The sequence below is a fragment of the Lignipirellula cremea genome, from assembly GCF_056501455.1.
In genome coordinates this window covers 5,727,841-5,746,398 of record NZ_CM151415.1, presented here as the reverse complement: position 1 = coordinate 5,746,398, position 18,558 = coordinate 5,727,841, and the positions used below count along the sequence as shown (strand labels likewise).

Below are 18,558 nucleotides of genomic sequence, written 5' to 3'. Positions count from 1 at the left end.
AACCTTTTCCGAGAACGTTATGCTCCGATCGGCGAGCCTCGCGACGCTCTCGTTCTCCGTCGCGACGGCGCTGTTCGCGTCTTCGACGGCGATCGCCGTCCAGCCCGACGCGCCTCGCGTCGAGGCGACGCCCGAGATCGGTCCGACCGGCGACGCGTCCGACCCGCCGCCTGTGGTGACGATCGAGGACGAAGCGCTCGAGTCGCTCCAGCGGGCGACCCGGCAGACGCTGGCGAAGGCCGGGCCGTCGATGGCGGCGCTCGTCCGCCTGCCGAAGGGGCGCCGGCAGGCCTTCGGTCAGGATGCGAGCGAGGTCGATCTCGATCCGCAGGCGTTCGCCGCCGCCGTCGCGATCGACGACCGGGGGACGCTGCTCACCACGTATGCGGCGATCGGCGATCCGGAACAGTTCGACTACTTCGTCATCCGCGACGCTGCCGCGGGACTGGTTCCGGTGCAGCTTCTCGCGGCGGATCCGTGGTACGACCTGGCGACGCTTCGCGCGAGCGGCGAGTGGCGTCCGATCGAAAAGTCGCTCGATCTCGATTTGCAGCGGGGCGATTACGCGATCGCGCTGTGCAATCCGTACGGACTGGCCCGGGACGGCGAACTGACCGCCGCGTGGACCATGATCGGCGGCGTTCGTCGGCGACCGGCGACGCCCTCCGGCGACCTGCCCCCGTCGAAGACTCCGACCGTCCATCACTTCGCGAACCTGCTCTACGTCGACCTCAAGGCGACGCCCGGCATCGCGGGCGGAGCTCTTTTCGACCTGCAGGGGCGCATGGTGGGCCTGCTGACCGGCATGGCGGCATCCGACGGCGAAGGCGCCGGCGGGCTGGCGATACCCTGCGACGAACCGTTCTGGGCAGCCGTCGAGGCGCTGCGCGAAGGACGTCGACCGGAGTACGGATTCCTCGGCGTCGCTCCCCGGGCGCTCGGCGCTGCGGGCGGAGAAGCCCAGCGGAGAGGAGCCACGGGCGTGTCGCTCGATCAGGTCGAAGACGCGTCGCCGGCGAGGCGGGCGGGTCTGCGTCTGGACGACGTCGTCGTCGCCGTGGACGGCATCCCGATCGACGGTCCGCAGGATCTCTTTCGCGAAATCGGAAAGCGTCCCGCCCGGTCGGAGGTGGAACTCTCCGTCATCCGCTCGTCGCGTTTTTCTGCCGTCGAGGATCCCTTCTCCGTCTCCGTGCGACTGTCGAAGCGGGCGATCGATACGTTGCGACCTCAGTACGCGACGGCGCCGGATCCGTCGTGGCGGGGCCTGACGGTCGACGATCTGTCGGCCCTGTCGCTCGCCAGCTTTCACGAGCGGAAGCACCTGATCGGTCCGCGGACGTGCCTCGCCGTCGCGACGGTCGAACCCGATTCGCCGGCGTGGAAAGCGGGTCTGCGTCCCGGCGCCTTGATCGAGCGGATCGACGGCGTCGCGATCGAATCGCCGGCAGAGTTCTACGAGATCGCGAACTCCCGGCCCGGCGTCGTGCCCCTCCAGGAACTGCCGCTCGACGACTCCCCCAAGACGTACCGCGTCGCCCCGCCTCAGGATCCCCCCGCGGCGCCGTGAGCAGCACGCTTGAATGCACCTTGCGGTTTGTGAGCGGCGAGCGCTCCAGGGTGGCGCCGGTTGACTCAACCGGCGCGGGCGCAGCCCGTCGGAGGCCTCGGAGCGAATTCGGCGCAAGGTCGCCGTTCTGCGTCAAGAAGGCGCTTTGACGGAACCCGGCTGCGAGGTTCCGACGTGCCTCCGAGGCCTCCGATCCGCTGCGCGGACGCTGGTTGAGACAACCAGCGCCACCCACTCGCCGACTATTCCCGTATCCGTTCGACGAATTTTCGAGCCGATCGCAAACCGCAGGCTGCGCTCGCGAGCGCTTTCCGCCTCACGATCGGTCTTGCGTCGCATGATCGAAATTCGCTAGGTTCGCGGGAGGCGGAAGGATTCCGCTGCTTCGGATTAGCGAGCGGGAAGAAGGTTCCGCTCGAACTGCGAACGGATTCGCACGCTTGAACGCCTCGCGAACCAATCTGGCTTCTCGACTCGCTGCCGCAGCGCCCCGCGCCTCCGTCGCTGCGCGAAACGCTTCCGTCGCTGCGCGAAACGCTTCCGTCGCTGCGCTCTTTGCGCTTTGCGGACTGGCGAGCGGGTGCGCCCAGTTCGCGTCGAGCAACCACAACGCCGCTGGCGTCGCACTCACCAATCAGGGGCAACAGCAGGCCGCGCTCACCCGATTTCAGAGCGCGCTGACAGCGAACCCGACCGATCCGGACGCGAACTACAACGCCGCCCGGATCTATCATCAGCTCGGGACGCAGACGAAGGACCGCCGCTACTACCAGGAAGCGGAGCGGCTCTACAACCGCTGCCTGGATCTCGACCGGAACCACGTCGACTGCAACCGCTCGCTGGCCGTGATGCTGGTCGAGGACAATCGGGCGGATCGGGCCTTCGCGCTGCTCAAGAACTGGGCGACGGAAAACCCCCGCTCGCCTGACGCTCGCGTGGAACTTTCCCGGCTCTATTACGAGTTCGGGGACAAAGCGACCGCCCGGCAGCAGCTCGACACGGCGATGACGATCGCGCCGTACAACCCCCGCGTGGCACGAGCCCTGGGGGCGCTTTACGAGGAGGCGGGTCAGCCCGCCCAGGCGCTGGCGAACTACCAGCGCAGCTACTACGGGGACAATTTCCAGAAGGATCTGGTCCCCCGCATCGCCTCGCTGCAGGGGCAGACGATGACCTCCTTCGGCCCCGCGGCCCAAGGGACGCGGATCGTCACCGAACCGATCCCCTCGGGCAGCTCTCGTTACTGAGCGTAACGACGGGCGCTGGCAGTTCTGCACGGGACCTGAGCGGAGGGCGTAAGCCCTCCGAGTCCGGACGCTCGATCGTGCCAAGCACCTTGGAGGGCTTACGCCCTCCGCTCAGAGCCTCCCCCGGCGGCTGTTCAAGGGCCGGCGTCGGCCTTAAAATCGCCTCTTTCGTCGCCGTCGGTTCTCGCGGGCTATGTCCTGAAGCCGCAAGGCTTTCGCGCCGGTCCGACGGCGCTTCGGCGACGCTTCCTCTCGACGATCTTCGCGGTTCCGACATGCAGCGGGTCTACAACTTCTCGGCAGGTCCGGCGGTCTTCCCGGTACCGGTCCTCGAACGCATCCGCGACGAGATGCTCTGCCTGCCGGGCGTCGGCGCCTCGATCCTCGAAATCAGCCATCGCAGCCAGCCGTTCATCGACATCGCGAACGATGCCGAGCGACGCCTGCGGGAACTGCTGGGCGTTTCTGACGACTACGCCGTGCTGTTCCTCCAGGGCGGGTCGCGGTTGCAGTTCTCGATGATTCCGATGAACCTCGCCGGTCCGTCGCAGGGTCCGGCGACGTACGTCGTCACCGGCGCCTGGGGCAAGATGGCCGCCGAAGAGGCGACGAAGTTCGGCGAAGTCGCCGTCGCTTACGACGCCGGGAAGCCGTACGACCATCTGCCGCAGGCAGGCGAGGTCAAGGTTCCCGCCGGCGCCGCCTACGTGCACTTCACGTCCAACGAAACGATCCAGGGGGTGCAGTTCTCTGCCGACCCCGATTTCGGCGACGCTCCGCTCGTTTGCGACGCCTCGTCGGACTTCCTGCATCGCCCCGTCGATGTTTCGAAGTACGGCCTGATCTACGCCTGTGCCCAGAAGAACGCGGGCCCCGCGGGCGTGACGGTCGTCATCATGCGCAAGGACCTGCTCGAGCGGTCGCAGGCGACGCTGCCGACGTATCTGAACTTCAAGCAGCATGCCGAATCCGACATGCTCAACACGCCGCCGACGTTCGCGATCTACGCCCTGGGCCTGATCGCGAAGTGGGTGCAGGAAGACGTCGGCGGGCTCGCCGCGATGCACGAACGGAACAAGGAAAAGGCGACGCTGCTCTACCACGTGATCGACGAGTTCGGCGACTTCTACAAGGGACACGCCGATCGCGGCGCCCGGTCGCTGATGAACGTCACGTTCCGACTGCCGAGCGAAGAGCACGAAAAGGCGTTCGTCAAAGGGGCGAAGGAGCGCCAGCTCACCGACCTCAAGGGTCACCGCAGCGTGGGCGGCATCCGGGCGTCGATCTATAACGCCATGCCGCGCGAGGGCGTCGAAGCGCTCGCCGACTTCATGCGCGAGTTCGCGACGTCCCGCGGCTGATTTCCGCGTCACCCTTTCGCCGGGCGCCTGTCAGGCATCCGGCGATCTCGCTTTCCCGCCTCTCCCTCGACGCTGATCGAACATGACTCGCATTCTCGTTCTGGACACGATCGCGCAGGAAGGCCTCGATCTTCTCGATAAGGCTCCCGGGGTCGAATACGAAGTCAAAACGGGACTGAAGGGCGAGGATCTCAGGAAGGCGCTCTCCGAAGCCGACGGCGCCGTCTGTCGCTCGGGCGTGAAGATCACAGAGGATATCCTCCGCGGGCTGCCGCGCCTGAAGGCGATCGTCCGGGCCGGCGTCGGCGTCGACAACATCGACGTCCGCGCGGCGATGATGGAAAACATCGTCGTCATGAACACGCCGTCGGGTAACACCGTCAGCACGGCGGAACACACCATGACGCTGATGCTGGCGATGTGTCGCCACGTCGCGCCGGCGTACCAGGAACTCCTGCAGGGAGTCTGGAACCGCAAGTACATGGGGACCCAGCTCAGCGAGAAGGTCCTCGGCGTCGTCGGCTTGGGCCGCATCGGTCGCGAGGTCGCCAAGCGGGCCAAGGCCTTCGACATGCGGATCCTCGGCTACGATCCGTTCCTTTCGGCCGAGTACGCTCGCGAACTGGGCATCGAGAAGGTCGAGAAGGTCGAAGACATGCTTCCGCAGGTCGACTTCCTCACGGTTCACACGCCCCTGTCCGATCAGACGAAGTACCTCGTCAACCAGCAGAACCTCCATCTGCTCAAGGACGGCGTGCGACTGATCAACTGCGCCCGCGGCGGCATCTACGAAGAAGCGGCCCTGGTGCAGGGACTCGAAAGCGGCAAGATCGCGGGCGTCGCGCTCGACGTATTCGAGACCGAGCCCGTCACGTCGCATCCCCTGTTCGGCAAGAAAGGCGTCGTCTGCACGCCCCATCTCGGCGCCAGCACGAACGAGGCCCAGACCAGCGTCGCGGTCGAAGGCGTGCAGCTCCTGATCGACTTCCTGACGCGGGGGCAGATCAAGCACGCGGTCAACGTCGTGCTCACGAATCCCGACGCGCTGGAAGACCTCCGCGGCGAGCTCGACCTGATCTACCGCATGGGGTTGTTCCTCAACCAGTGGACGCGGAACCAGGGCGTCAGCCAGTGCCGCCTGCACTTCCGCGGCGAGATCGCCGGCAAGGACACGCGTCTGCTGACCGGTTCGTTCTGCGTCGGCATGCTGGCCGGGGCGATGGACGACGTCCACATCAACAATGCGGAGGCTCTGCTGGCCGACCGCGGCGTGCAACTCTCCGTCGAGACTCGCAAGGATCCGAGCGCCTTCCGTTCGTCCATCGGCGTCGAGATCGAAGCCGACGGCAAAATCTACAAGATCGGCGGAGCCCTGTTCGGTCAGGACCCGCGGATCATCCGCATTCAGGATTACTTCCTGGAGGCCTACCTCGACGGGACGCTGCTGGTCTTCTACCACCTCGATCGGCCCGGCATCATCGGCAAGGTCGGGACGCTGATGGGGAAGAACGACGTCAACATCAAGCAGATGGCCGTCGGTCCCCTCTCCGACCTGCCCGGCGCCGAAGCGATCGGCGTGATCCAGCTCGACAAGTTGCCCGAGGGGGTGACCCTGGCGTCGCTGGAGAAGGATACCGAACAGCTCGAGGGGATCCACGAAGGGGGCGTGCGGATCTTCGTCCTGCCCGAGCGCGGCCAGCTTCCTCCGTTCGTGGCCAACCTGCAGGCGTACAAGCGATAAGGCTTCTCGTCTGTGTGTATGGGTGGCTTGTCCAGCCGTGCGACGCTCGCGACGAGTTTCCTACTGGTTCCAGATTTCTACGCGGTTCGGAAAGTCTCGCTGAAGCGCGTCGAGGTCTTCTTGGCCGTACGAACTTCGCTCGACAAAGATCAGGATGTCTGAGCGTGCGGCGAGAAGCTGCCGCAGACCGCCAGCAGTGACGTCCAGTTCTCCTTGAAGCTTGACGCGACGGAGGCACGAGATTTCAGCTATGCGCTGCAGGGCAGAGTCGTTCAGCGTCGAATCCGAGACGCCGAGGTCGACCGGGCGAAACGCATGCACCATGCGGCCGATATCGCCCGAAGAGAACTCTTGGATCGAGAGTCCGTCGCAGCCAGGCATCCACCGAAGCCTTCGTAGCGACGCCGCGATCTCGTCGATCGAGGCCTGTGACTCAGGGCCGAACATCATGACGTTCGTGTTCTCGACGTTGATCGAACCTCCGAGATCGTTCCACTCCGAGATCGCTACGGTACTCTCAACTATCCAGCAAACGAACGCGACAGGAAATAACGAGATCGCGATCAGCATTCCAATGGCGATCCAGCCGAGCGAATGACGGGATCGCCTCGGTTTAACTGCCGGAACATCTTCGACGTAGGCCATCGCGTTCACTCTGCCTCCAGCGCCTGTTCGCCTGCCGACGCATCCGGTCCAGGATCGTATGCGGGTCTCCGTCGCGGCACGCATGGCCACGGAGATTTCGTACCGCTCGGTCGCTGAACGAAAAACGCCTTCCGAGAGGAAGGCGTTCGGCGTTTCTGATTCTTCGACCCGACTCGCGTCAGACGGTGACCGCTTCGCCGCGGACCGCTTCGTTGCGCGTGTTGTAGAGCGGGATGATGCGGTCGATCCGGGCGATCGTCGTCGTGCGACGGTTGTCTTCGTTCAGGCCGCAAATCCGGAGAACGCCGCCGCTTTCGGAGATCGTCCGGCGGAGCGTCAGGAGTTCGCCGAGGAAGGCGCTCCGCATCAGGCGAACCTGGTCGAGCTCCAGGACCAGCCGATTCGTGTTGTGAACCTGCATCAGGCTCCACAGGTTCTCGGCGATCTTGCCCGGCGAGGGGAGAGTGTCGGAGTCCTCCATGCGAACGAACAGGCAGTTCGGGCCTCGTTCCACGGTGGCTTTCCAGCCAGGGCAAAGCTGCAGCATGGGTTCGCTCCTGATTTCGCTGCGACAGTCGATGGACGCGATCGGGCTTCGCGCGCGAGCGCTCGACCCGTAGACGTCCCTGCCTGATTCGAACGTGAGGCTAAAGGGAGAGAGCCTCATACCCTTGGTTTTATGCCTCTCGTTCGATGGGAGCAACAGCGAATTCTTTTGCGTAACCCCGGATTATTGCCTGTCTTAAGAGCACGAAGCGGCTGGGGAAAAGAAGTCGCTGTTGCGAACCGCGCAAGGGAGGCGAGAACGTCGCGTCGTAGCGAATGGACGCTCTGTCGGGAACGGGACGGAGAAGCTTCCGGTTTACGCGCTGGATTGAGGGGTGGCCCAGATTGCTTGCAATCTGGGTCGAACGAAGTTCGACAAGAGGATTCCGGGCAGGCCTCGGATTAGACCTTCGACCGCCGCTGACGGCCTCTTGCGGCTGCGCCGCCCGGATTGACGAGCAATCCGGGCCGCCCAGACCATGCAGTTCGTCGAAACCGACGACGCGTCGCCGATCACGAACCGCGAACTTTGCTCAGGAGAGCAGCGAGCGAATCTTGCTGCGCGCGATGTCGAGGGCTTCGCTCAGCTTCTCCGGCGACTTGCCGCCTGCCTGCGCCAGGTCGGGCTTGCCGCCGCCGCTGCCGCCGACGGACTCCGCGACCGGCTTGACCCAGTCGCCCGCTTTGAGGCCCCGCTTCACGAGATCGTCGCTCAGCGCGGCGATGACGACCACCTTATCGTCGCCCTGCTTGGCGGCGAACAGCGTCGCGGAGGAGCCCGCCTTCTTGCGAAGCTGGTCGATCCACTGCCGCATCAGGTTCGGATTGGCGCCCGGCGTCTCGATCACGACGACCGATGTTTCGCCGATCCGTTCCGCCTGGGCGAGCATCGAATCGCTGGAGATGTCGCCCGACTGCGACAGCTCGGCGAGTTGGGCCTGGAGGCGCTTTCGCTCTTCGAGCATCGCCTGCAGACGCGCCGGCGTTTCGAACGTCGGCACGTTCAGCGTTCGCGAAACGTCGCGCAGGATCGAGCGCGCTTCCGCGTACGAAGGTTCGCCGGCAGAAGCGGAAGGAAGAGCGCCAGCGGGTTCTGGCTTCGGGCCGCCGGAGAGTTCCTTTTTCAGTTCGCGAACCTCGCGAGCCAGCGCGGCCGCGGCGTCGCGAACCTGCGAATCGGCGACGCCGAGAATCGCGGCGGCGTCGTGCAGCGTCTGCATCGTCCGCTCGGCATGCTCCTCGGCCTTGCGACCGGTCAGGGCGACGATGCGCCGCGTGCCGGCGGAGACCGACTCTTCGCTCAGGATCTCGACGGTTCCGATCTGGCCCAGATGTTCCAGATGGGTTCCGCCGCAGAACTCCTTGCTCCAGTCGCCCATGAAGACGACGCGGACGGGGTCGGGATACTTCTCCCCGAACAGCATCATCGCTCCCAGCAGCCGGGCGTCGCCCAGCGGCATGACCTTCGCCGACACGGCGGCGTCTTCGGCGATGCGGGCCTTCATCCGCTCTTCGATCTGCGTCAGCTCTTCCGCCGGGACGCTCTGCCCGAAGGAGAAGTCGAACCGCAACTGATCGGGCTCGACCTTCGACCCCTGCTGATGGACTTCCGTACCGAGTTCCTGCTGCAGCGCGTGCTGCAACAGGTGGGTCGCGGAGTGCGCCCGGCGGATGGCGTCGCGGCGTTCGGGATTCGCTTCCGCGTGCAACTTCTCGCCGACCTTCAGCGTGCCGGAACGCAGATAACCGAAGTGAACGTACAGGTCGCCCTTCTTCTGGACGTCGACGACGTCGACCTTCATGTCGTCCGCGAGGAGCGTGCCGGTGTCGGCCACCTGACCGCCCGCTTCGGCATAGAAGGGCGTCTTGTCGAGTGCGATCGCGACCAGCTTCGCCTGTCCGCCTTGCGCGGCGGCAGCCGAGGAAATCTCCTCGTGAAGCTTGTCCTCGAACACGATCCCCTTGACCGTAACTTCAGCGGACGTGCCGTCGTAGCCGAGGAAGGGCGTCGACCCGAGCGCCTTCTTCAGCGATTCGATCGGACCTTCGCCGAACAGGACCTTCTGACCCGAGCCGGAGATCTCTCCGTGGGTCTCCATCCATTCCTTGTGGCTCTTCCAATCGAAGGCGAGCCCGCGCTCGCTGGCGACCGTTTCGAGCAGTTCGGGATGGATGCCGTACGTCGTGAGGAGTTGCCCGGAGTCTTCGCCGCCGACGACGGCGTTCCCCTTGGACGTCTTCGCGTCGAGCAGCTTCTCGATCCGGCCCATCCAGTCGCCCAGGCGGTTGAAGTAGGCGCCCTCTTCGAGCTTGATCTGCTTCGCGACGCGATCGGCGGTCTGAGCCAGTTCGGGGTAGGGGACCTTCATCGCCTGGACGACGTCGCCGACCAGCTCGAACAGGAACGGTTCCCGCCGACCCATCTGGTAACCGTCGAGCGTCGCCCGGCGGAGCAGCCGGCGAATGACGTAGTTTTCCTTCTCCGGCCCGGGCAGCACGTTCTCGTGAATCGCGAACGTGCAGGCGCGGACGTGATCCGCGATCCGTCGGCAGCGGCGCCCCTCGTCGCTCGCGGGGTCGTACGTCGTTCCCGCCGACTGGGCCGCGGCTTCGACCAGCGGTCGCAGGATGTCGATGTGGTAGTTCGTATCGACCCCCTGCAGCATCGACGCGCAGCGCTCCAGGCCCATGCCCGTGTCGATGTTCTTGCTCGGCAGCGGTCGCAGATTCTCGGGCGGCAGGCCGACGCGATTGAACTGCGTGAAGACGAGATTCCAGATCTCGACTTCCTTCTTCCCGGGCGGGTGGTAATAGATCTCGCTGCACGGGCCGCAGACGCCGTCCGGACCTTGGCTGGGGGCGCTCGCCGGCCAGAAGTTCTCGTCCTCGCCGCAGCGCTGGATCCGCGACGCGGGCAGGCCGATCTTCTCGTTCCAGATGCCGAAGGCTTCGTCGTCGTCCAGGTAGACGGTGACGGTGAGCTGGTCCTTCGGGATGCCGAGCCACTTGGGGCTGGTCAGGAATTCCCAGGCCCACTCGATCGCTTCGCGCTTGAAGTAATCGCCGAAGCTGAAGTTCCCCAGCATCTCGAAGAACGTGTGGTGGTAGGCGGTCCGCCCCACGTTGTCGATGTCGCCCGTACGGAGGCACTTCTGGCAGGTCGTCGCGCGGGTGAAGTCGAGCTTCACGCGACCCAGGAAGTGGTCCTTGAACTGGTTCATTCCCGCCGGCGTGAAGAGCACCGACGGATCCCAGCGGGGGACGAGGACGTCGCTGTCCTTGCGCGTGTGGCCCTTCCCGGCGAAGAATTCGAGGTACTTCTCGCGTAGCTCGTCCGTCTTCATGAACATGAACTGAGGTCCGTCCGTTTTCTCTCGTGAAATGAAGGGGTTTATCGTACCTGTGCGGCGGAAACGGTCCTAGCGGACTGGGACGCCGGCTGGCGAACGGTTGATGGAAGTCCCCCTTTTTTCGTAGGGTGGGCCTTGGCCCACCTGCCGTCATCGCCGAGTTGCCGCATAGGGCGAGTACGTTTTCCGAAGCGAGGGAACGTCCGGATCGAATGATCGGGTAAACGAACCACGGCTCCTTATCGATCGATGGTGCGAACGACAGGTGGGCCAAGGCCCACCCTACGAAAATGCGAGTCCGTCTCCCGTCCCTTGTGTGCCACTGCTGGCTTGCCCAGCAGTGCAGCGGGCGGAGGTTGACGTTCCATCCCGATCGTTCGACACGAAGGAACGTTTTCCATCGTGACGTAAGGGTCGAGGTAGCCGAATCGACACCGGGGCGCTGCAATGCTGGGCAAGCCAGCAGTGGCACACGGCCAATTCCAAAATTCGATACGATGCTGGCGTACAGGAAATCTCCTGGCCCGCCTCGTCCCAACTCATCTTCCTCCTTCCCGCCATGTCGCAGACGCCTGCCGAGTTCATCGCCCGCTGGAAGGACTCCGCCGGGGCGGAACTGGCCAATTCGCAGTCGTTCCTGAACGAGCTGTGCGACCTGCTCGGCGTGCCGCATCCCGATCCGTCGCAGGCCGACGAGGAGAAGAACGAGTACGTCTTCGAAAAGACCGTCCTGTTCCACGACCTGGGCGCCGATTCCCGCGGCAGGATCGATCTCTACCGCAAGGACTGCTTCGTCCTGGAGTCCAAGCAGGGCGTCGAACGCCAGGAAGAACGCGAAAGCGAAATCCTCTCCGATAAGAAAGCCAACGCCCGGCGGAAGGTCGGCACGGCGCTCCGCGGCACGTCGCCCTGGTCCGTCGCCATGCAGAAGGCCGCCGCCCAGGCCCGGCGCTACGCCGCGGCGGTCGAGCACGCCTGGCCCCCCTTCCTGATCGTGGTCGACGTCGGCTACTGCATCGATCTGTACGCCGACTTCAGCCGGTCGGGCAAGTCGTACCAGCCCTTCCCCGATACGCTCTCCTTCCGCATCCGACTGGCTGACCTCGCGAATCAGGCGACCCGCGATCTCCTCCGTACGATCTGGACCGATCCCCTCTCGCTCGACCCGACGAAGCGAAGCGCCGCCGTCACGCGGGAGGTCGCCGGTCGCCTGGCGAAGCTGGCCAAGCAGCTCGAAAAGAACTTCGCGCCCGACCGCGTGGCCCAGTTCCTGATGCGGTGCCTGTTCACGATGTTCGCCGAGGACATCCGTATCGGCAACTTCCCGGAGGATGGCTTCACCGACTTCCTCAAGAGCCGCCGGGACAAGCTCGACCGGTTCGTGCCCTCGCTCGAAAACCTCTGGCAGGCGATGGACCGCGGAACCTATTCCGACGCCGTCGAGGCCAAGCTCGCGAAGTTCAACGGCGGGCTGTTCGCCGACTGCGAGGCGCTGCCGCTGACCGAGGATCAACTCGAACTGCTGATCGAGGCCGCCGATTCGAAGTGGGAGCATGTCGAGCCGGCCATCTTCGGCACGCTGCTGGAACGGGCGCTCGACCCGGTCGAGCGGCACAAGCTGGGCGCCCACTACACGCCCCGGGCCTACGTCGAACGGCTGGTCCTGCCGACGGTCATCGAACCGCTGCGCGAAGAGTGGCAGGCGACCTACGCCGCGGCCTTCGCCCGGTACCAGGACGACGACAAGGCGGAGGCGATCAAGCTGGTCAGCGACTGGCACCAGACGCTCTGCGACGTCTCGGTGCTCGACCCCGCCTGCGGCACGGGCAACTTTCTGTACGTCGCGCTCGAACTGATCAAGCGCCTGGAGGGCGAGGTGTTGCTGGCGCTCAAGGAGTTCGGCGGAGCGCCCCCGCTGCATCACGTCCGCCCGCCGCAGTTCCACGGCATCGAGGTCAACCCCCGCGCGGCCGCCATCGCCGATCTGGTGCTGGAGATCGGCTACCTCCAGTGGCAGGTCCGCTCGGTCGGTCGGGAGCACGTCAACGAACCGATCCTCGATAAGGAGCGGAACATCGAATGCCGCGACGCGCTCCTCGTCTGGGACGCGGAGGAGGACGTGCTGGACGCCGAAGGCAAGCCCGTCACCCGCTGGGATGGGCGAACCACCAAACCGAGCCCCGTCACCGGCGAAGAGATCCCCGACGAGACCGCCCGCGTGACCGAGCGCCGCTATCTCAAGGCCCGCAAGGCCGAGTGGCCCAAGGCGGATTACATCGTGGGGAACCCGCCGTTCATCGGCGCGTCGCGGATGCGGTACGCCCTCGGCGACGGATACACGACGACCGTGCGCAGCGTTTACAAGGAACTGCCGGAGTCTTGCGACTTCGTTATGTACTGGTGGCACAAAGCCGCCGAGATCGTGCGAGCCGGCGACGCGAAGCGCTTCGGCTTCATCACGACGAACAGCATCCGCCAGACCTTCAACCGCCGCGTCATCGAACCGCATCTCGCTGCCAAGAACCCGCTCTCGATCATCTTCGCGATCCCGGACCATCCGTGGGTGGATAGCACGGACGGAGCGCAGGTTCGAATAGCGATGACCTCAGCCGATTCTGGTAAGCGGCTCGGTCTGCTGAAGGTGGTCACTCGTGAAGCCGACGATGGTGAGCAAGGAGCGAAAGTTGAGCTGCGATCGTTGGACGGTGCGATCGCCGCCGACCTCAAGGCCGGACCAGACACGTCGGCCGCGACTCCGCTTCGCGCACTCAGTAACTTGGCTTGCCCGGGCGTGAAGCTTCACGGAGCCGGCTTCATCGTTACGAATGAGCAAGCAGCCCGTCTCGGTCTCGGCAGAGTCCCCGGCCTTGAAGAACGCATAAAGAAGTATCGGAACGGACGCGACCTAACAGTCCGTTGATTTCCCTGTTCGCGAGAGCCTGAGCGTTCAAAAGGTCGCTGAGCGTCGAGGCATCAGGAGCGGGAGCCGGACGGCGACCGAGATGCTTAAGATCGCTCGATGCGATCCGACGGCGAAATCAGCGAAGCTGGAGAGCCCAAACGCGGCGGAAAGCGCTGCTCCCAGTTCTCCGAACTGTTTCGGCTTACCGGCGCCGAGGAGTTGGCGCAGGATCCGTCCCAAGTTGTAAGCGACGGCGGCGACGAGGTAGCGCTTGCGGATCTTGGCCAGCCCGCGAAGCCAGGTTCTCCTGCCGCCGCCCGTTTCGAGCACGTGCGCGAACGTCCGCTCGACCTTCTCGCTTCGTAGACGCTGCAGCCTGCGACCGCGACGTCCGCGCGCGTTCCGGCGATTGCGACGATAGGCCGCCTGACGACTCGGCGGCTTGCGTTTTCGCTTCCGAGACTTCGCTCGCTTCGGCTGCGGAATATACGTCCGCACGTGCGTCTCGTGCTGCAGCCGGTCGAGCGACTCTTCGCTGTGATAGCCCTTGTCCGCCGCGACCTCTTCCACGTCGCAGCCCGTGCCCGCCTCGCGCAGGTTCGTTCGCGCGGCGTTCACGGTATCTTCGATCGTCCGGCAGTCGCCGGCGGTCCCTTCGTAGACTTCCGCCGCGACGATCACGTCCGTCTCCAGATCGACGGCGTGTTCGACCTTGTACTTGAGATGCGTGCGACCGTCCTTCATCTTCCCGATCCGAGCGTCGGGATCGTGCGGATTGACCCACTCGTCGTTGGAGACCTTCTTGTCCTTCCGCTTCCTGTCGAAGCGGCGCAGCTCCTCGTCGTCCGGGTCGCTTACGCCCGTTTCGGCTTCGTAGAGCTTGCGAACGTACTCCTGCCAGTCGTCGCCGTTCTCCCGGCGGACGATCGACTTCATCGAAGCGTTCGCTTCGAGATCGCTGGCGTCGACGCCGAGCGTTTTGCCCTTGAGCAGACCCTTCTCGTGGCAGAGGCCGAGAACCAGGTCGAACGCGAGCTGATGGATCTCCAGCGGCAGCCGGTTTCGCGTCAGCGTGAGCGTCGAATGGTCCGGCGTCTCCTCGCCGGGACCGAAGCCCAGGAAACGGGCCAGCGAGCGACTGTCGTCGCAGCGCCAGGCGATGCCGCGCTGGCTGTCGATCCCCTCGAAGTAACCGATGAACAGCATCCGGAAGTAGACGCCCGGCGCCAGGCTCTTTCGCCCCGTCGTTTCGTAGTACGGAGCGGCCGCCTCTTCGAGCCGTCCGTCGAATTCGATCTCGGCCAGCAGCCCGTTCAGACGGTCGTAGAAGACGTTTCGCGGACCGCTCCCCAGCTTGTCCGTCGGAACCCAGAACGTCCCCTGCGTCTCCCGCTTCCGCTTGCCCAAGCCCATCGCGATTCCTCCCCCGCGTCGAGATCACGCGAGGATAGCGCAGGCAGGGCAAAAATCAACGGGCTGCTAACGCAGAACAGCCGTGACGTTCTTGTCATCGACATGTACGGCCTCGATGCCGAGGAGGTACGAAACAAGTTTCCCGAGGCGTACCAATGGATAGTCGAACGCGTAAAAGCTGAACGAGATAACAAGATTGGCGGAACAAAGGATTCGGTGCTCTACGCTAAGAACTGGTGGATCTTCGGTAAGCCCCGAGGGACGTTTCGTCCCGCCCTTGCGCCGCTTAGCCGTTACGTGGCGACAGTAGAGACATCCAAGCATCGGTTCTTCGTCTTTCTCGACCGAAGCGTTCTTCCCGACAATATGCTGACCGCGTTCGCGTTCGACGACGCCTACTTCCTCGGCGTGCTGTCGAGCCGCATCCATGTGACGTGGGCGCTCGCGACGGGCGGGCGGCTCGGGGTCGGCAACGATCCCCGTTACAACAAGACCCGCTGCTTCGAGACCTTCCCGTTCCCCGATCCCGACGAAGGGACGAAGCAGCGGATTCGGGAGCTGGGCGAACAGCTCGACGCCCATCGCAAGCGGCAGCAGGAACTCCATCCGACCCTGACCATGACGGGGATGTACAACGTCCTCGAAAAGCTCCGCTCGGGCGAAGGGCTCTCGAAGAAGGAACAGACGATTCACGAGCAGGGCCTCGTCTCCGTCCTGAAGCAGATTCACGACGACCTCGACGCCGCCGTCGCCGCCGCGTACAGCTGGCCCGGCGAGATGACGAATCGATCCTGCAGCGGCTGGTCGATCTCAACCAGCAGCGGGCCGAGGAAGAACGTCGCGGGCACGTCCGGTGGCTGCGGCCCGAGTTCCAGAACCCGACGACCGGGGTCGACCCCGGCAAGAAACAGCAGGATCTGGTCGTTCCCGGCGAGACCGACGACGAGGAGCAGGCTCCCGCCCCCGTGCCGGCGAAGAAGATCCCCTGGCCGACCGAGAAGGACCGCCAGCCTCATCAGGAACGGGTCCGCCTGCTGCGGCAGGCTCTGGTCGAAGCCGCCCGACCCCTCTCCGCAGGCGAGGTCGCCGTCCGTTTCTCCAAGGCGAACAAGAAGAAGGTCCACGAGCTGCTCGAGACCCTCGTCGCCGTCGGCCAGGCGCGCGTCACGCCCGACGATCGGTACGCGCTGTAGGCGTGAAGACTTGAAGCGTGGAAGAGCCACGGAGATCGAGCGAACTTATGTGCCACTGCTGGCTTGCCCAGCAGTGCAGCGTGCGGAGGTTGGCTTTCCAACACGTTCATTCGTCACGATGGTACGTATTCCATCGTGATGGATCGGTCGGAATGGCAGTACGATGGCCGGGGTTCTGCACTGCTGGGCAAGCCAGCAGTGGCACACGCGACTATCCTGTCGTCGGTTCGACACGATAGGACGTTTTCCCTCGTGACGGATCGTTCGAGGTAGCATGACAACTCCCGGGGGACTGCACTGCCGGGCAAGCCAGCACCGGCACAGGGGACTCGAATTCGATCGATCGGCACGGCGGTAGGTTCCTGCTTCGTGAGGAGCCGATAGATGCCGACGGACTGGTTCCGTGAGTGCCACTGCTGGCTTGCCCAGCAGTGCAGCGGGCGGGGACCGAGGTTCCATCTCGATCGATCGACACGATGGAACGTTTTCCCTCGTGACGGATCGTTCGAGGTAGCATGACAGCTCCCGGGGCTCTGCACTGCTGGGCAAGCCAGCAGTGGCACACATACTCTCGAAGGATACTGACAGGAGTGCGACATGGACCTCGGCCATCGAAAGCGAGTGCGTCACTACGACGAGCCGTTGCATGTCCATGAGTTGACGTTTTCCTGCTATAAGCGACGTCCGTTGCTGAACGAGGACTGGATCCGAATCGAAGTCTGTCGGGCGATCGACCGGGCGATGCAGGGGCGGGGCTGGCGCCTCTTCGCCTTCGTGCTGATGCCTGAGCACGTTCATCTGATCGTGCAGCCTGACGCCGAGAATGCATCGACGGCGGACCTGCTCCGGGCGATCAAGCGACCGTCGTCTTATCGGATCAAGCAGGGTCTGACGGAGCGGCGTCCTCGCGTCGTAGAAGATTTGACCGTACGTCAAAGAGCCGGCGTCGAGAGCTTTCGCTTCTGGCAGGAGGGCCCCGGCTTCGATCGCAATCTGACCGAACCCCGAGCGATCGAAGCGGCGATCGAGTACGTCCACGCGAACCCGGTCAAACGGGGTCTCTGCGAACGGGCCGTCGACTGGGAGTGGTCGAGCGCTCGGCAGTTCCTGCTACCTGAGGCCTTTCGACGGATCGAGGCGCCAGCTCTTTCGCCCCTGCCGTACGACCTGCTGTAGAGGGCTGAACAGAAGAGAGCTGGATTGGATCGGGGAGCATGCGGATGGGCTTGTGTGCCACTGCTGGCTTGCCCAGCAGTGCAGCTGGCGGGGAGGGAGGTTCCAGCTTGATCGATCGACACGAGGGAACGATTTCCATCGTGACGGATCGGTTGGGGTAGCCGAATCAACACCGGGGCTCTGCACTGCTGGGCAAGCCAGCAGTGGCACACACGCGCACCGATACAGTCGCCGTGCGGTCGATAAGCATCTTCAGCCGAAACGACTCAGCCAAGGGAACCGAGCCGATGCGCAGCGAACGGGCGAAGATGGTCGCGGGGGAGCCGTACGATCCGGCGGACGCGGAATTGACGCAGTTGCGGCGCCGGGCGAGGCGGATCTGCCGGGAGTTGAACGCGAGCGACGAGGAGGCGACGGAGCTGCGCAGGCGCCTGCTGCAGGAACTCTTCGCGGCGGGCGGAGAGAGCGTCTCGGTCGAGCTGCCGTTCCATTGCGACTACGGCTTCAACATTTCGCTGGGGCAGGGGGTCTACTTCAATTTCGGCTGCGTCGTGCTGGATGTCTGCCCGGTCGAGATCGGCGAGCGGTCGATGTTCGGCCCCGGGGTGCAGATCTACGCCGCGACCCATCCGCTGAACGCGGAGGCCCGTCGAAAGTACGAACTGGGGCGTCCCGTGCGGATCGGGTCGGACGTCTGGTGCGGCGGCGGGGCGATCGTCTGCCCCGGCGTGACGATCGGCTCGCGAACCGTGATCGGCGCCGGCAGCGTCGTCACCCGCGACCTCCCCAGCGACGTCTTCGCCGCCGGGAATCCCTGCCGGGTGATTCGGGAGATCGAACGGTGAAACGGGTCGATAGCTGACTTCCGAACGAGCACGAGCCGCGATCGGTTGACCGCGGCTCGTGCTCGGAATTCGAAACGCTGTCGGACGATCGCTCAGCCGGCGACGAGCTCTTCGGACTCGCTGACGGGGGCGTCTTCGAACGAGGCGACGGGCGCGGCGCCCGGCATCTGGTCGAGCCAGTTCTTCTGCTCGGGCGTCATCCGGACGTAGCCCATGTCGCGGAGGACTTCCAGGATCTCGCTGCAGGTCGGGAACATGCGGCCCGCGCGACGCTTGTAGGCGTCGAGCGCCTGCATGAATTCGACCTCTTCGTCGGAGTAGTCGCGTTCGCAGGTCGTCGGGTCGATCTGGCGACGGCGCTGCACCTTGCTGCGACGCTCGACGGCGACCGGCTCGCTGCTCTTGCGTCGCTCTCCGCTGCGGGCGTCCATCACGACTTCGCTCTCGACCGCCTGGCTCTTCGTCTTGCTCGTCGCCTTGACCATGCCCCTGACTCCCCGGTTAGGACGTGAAAGGTTGTCGTCTGGGGAGTATTTACAACCTGGCTAAGACATGCGTGGCAGAAAAGC

13 protein-coding genes and 1 pseudogene are annotated in these 18,558 nt (G+C 64.7%); 9 read left to right on the top strand and 5 right to left on the bottom strand.

All coding sequences use genetic code 11. The features are described 5' to 3' along the window. Nucleotides 1–19 precede the first annotated feature (19 nt). The 4 genes from SH602x_RS22575 (at nucleotide 20) to serA (ending at nucleotide 5,919) form a co-directional block, all read left to right on the top strand. The gene (locus SH602x_RS22575) at nucleotides 20–1,570 is read left to right on the top strand and encodes a PDZ domain-containing protein (RefSeq protein WP_479474426.1); all 1,551 of its coding nucleotides are present in this window, start codon (nucleotides 20–22) and stop codon (nucleotides 1,568–1,570) included. A 440-nt stretch (nucleotides 1,571–2,010) separates the two neighbouring features. After that, complete coding sequence (locus SH602x_RS22570; RefSeq protein WP_479474425.1) at nucleotides 2,011–2,817, top strand: tetratricopeptide repeat protein; 807 nt, start codon at nucleotides 2,011–2,013, stop codon at nucleotides 2,815–2,817. 275 nt (nucleotides 2,818–3,092) lie between these two features. Beyond that, nucleotides 3,093–4,178 (top strand): 3-phosphoserine/phosphohydroxythreonine transaminase, encoded by a 1,086-nt coding sequence (serC, locus tag SH602x_RS22565; RefSeq protein WP_479474424.1) that lies wholly within the window; start codon nucleotides 3,093–3,095, stop codon nucleotides 4,176–4,178. A gap of 82 nt (nucleotides 4,179–4,260) precedes the next feature. Then, nucleotides 4,261–5,919, top strand: a complete 1,659-nt coding sequence (serA, locus tag SH602x_RS22560; protein ID WP_479474423.1) for a phosphoglycerate dehydrogenase — start codon at nucleotides 4,261–4,263, stop codon at nucleotides 5,917–5,919. A 60-nt stretch (nucleotides 5,920–5,979) separates the two neighbouring features. On the opposite strand, the gene SH602x_RS22555 is transcribed toward serA, so the two are convergent. From SH602x_RS22555 to alaS, 3 genes are all read right to left on the bottom strand, one after another. Then, complete coding sequence (locus SH602x_RS22555) at nucleotides 5,980–6,369, bottom strand: hypothetical protein (protein ID WP_479474422.1); 390 nt, start codon at nucleotides 6,367–6,369, stop codon at nucleotides 5,980–5,982. A gap of 373 nt (nucleotides 6,370–6,742) precedes the next feature. Further along, on the bottom strand, nucleotides 6,743–7,111 hold the full coding sequence (locus tag SH602x_RS22550; protein ID WP_479474421.1) for an STAS domain-containing protein: 369 nt from the start codon (nucleotides 7,109–7,111) through the stop codon (nucleotides 6,743–6,745). 532 nt (nucleotides 7,112–7,643) lie between these two features. After that, nucleotides 7,644–10,460: an alanine--tRNA ligase gene (gene alaS / locus SH602x_RS22545; RefSeq protein ID WP_479474420.1), complete on the bottom strand. Its 2,817-nt coding sequence runs from the start codon at nucleotides 10,458–10,460 to the stop codon at nucleotides 7,644–7,646. A 559-nt stretch (nucleotides 10,461–11,019) separates the two neighbouring features. On the opposite strand from alaS, the gene SH602x_RS22540 reads away from it, so the two are divergent. Then, a complete protein-coding gene (locus SH602x_RS22540) occupies nucleotides 11,020–13,380 on the top strand; it encodes a class I SAM-dependent DNA methyltransferase (RefSeq protein WP_479474419.1) in 2,361 nt (786 codons plus the stop codon). A gap of 27 nt (nucleotides 13,381–13,407) precedes the next feature. Here the strand turns inward: SH602x_RS22540 and SH602x_RS22535 are convergent, their stop codons facing one another. After that, nucleotides 13,408–14,775 (bottom strand): transposase, encoded by a 1,368-nt coding sequence (locus SH602x_RS22535; RefSeq protein WP_479472661.1) that lies wholly within the window; start codon nucleotides 14,773–14,775, stop codon nucleotides 13,408–13,410. Nucleotides 14,776–14,877: 102 nt separating this feature from the next. On the opposite strand from SH602x_RS22535, the pseudogene SH602x_RS22530 reads away from it, so the two are divergent. The 4 genes and pseudogenes from SH602x_RS22530 to SH602x_RS22515 form a co-directional block, all read left to right on the top strand. Then, nucleotides 14,878–15,240, top strand: a pseudogene (locus SH602x_RS22530) (hypothetical protein); the annotation flags it as partial. Between the two features lie 500 nt (nucleotides 15,241–15,740). Next, a complete protein-coding gene (locus SH602x_RS22525) occupies nucleotides 15,741–15,968 on the top strand; it encodes a hypothetical protein (protein ID WP_479477143.1) in 228 nt (75 codons plus the stop codon). Between the two features lie 597 nt (nucleotides 15,969–16,565). Further along, nucleotides 16,566–17,144 carry an REP-associated tyrosine transposase gene (locus SH602x_RS22520; protein WP_479474418.1) on the top strand — a complete coding sequence of 193 codons (579 nt, stop codon included), beginning with the start codon at nucleotides 16,566–16,568 and terminating at the stop codon, nucleotides 17,142–17,144. A 287-nt stretch (nucleotides 17,145–17,431) separates the two neighbouring features. Continuing rightward, nucleotides 17,432–17,989 carry a sugar O-acetyltransferase gene (locus tag SH602x_RS22515; RefSeq protein WP_479474417.1) on the top strand — a complete coding sequence of 186 codons (558 nt, stop codon included), beginning with the start codon at nucleotides 17,432–17,434 and terminating at the stop codon, nucleotides 17,987–17,989. 92 nt (nucleotides 17,990–18,081) lie between these two features. Here SH602x_RS22515 and SH602x_RS22510 read toward each other — a convergent pair whose 3' ends face one another. Continuing rightward, nucleotides 18,082–18,474 carry a hypothetical protein gene (locus SH602x_RS22510; RefSeq protein WP_479470885.1) on the bottom strand — a complete coding sequence of 131 codons (393 nt, stop codon included), beginning with the start codon at nucleotides 18,472–18,474 and terminating at the stop codon, nucleotides 18,082–18,084. Nucleotides 18,475–18,558 lie beyond the last annotated feature (84 nt).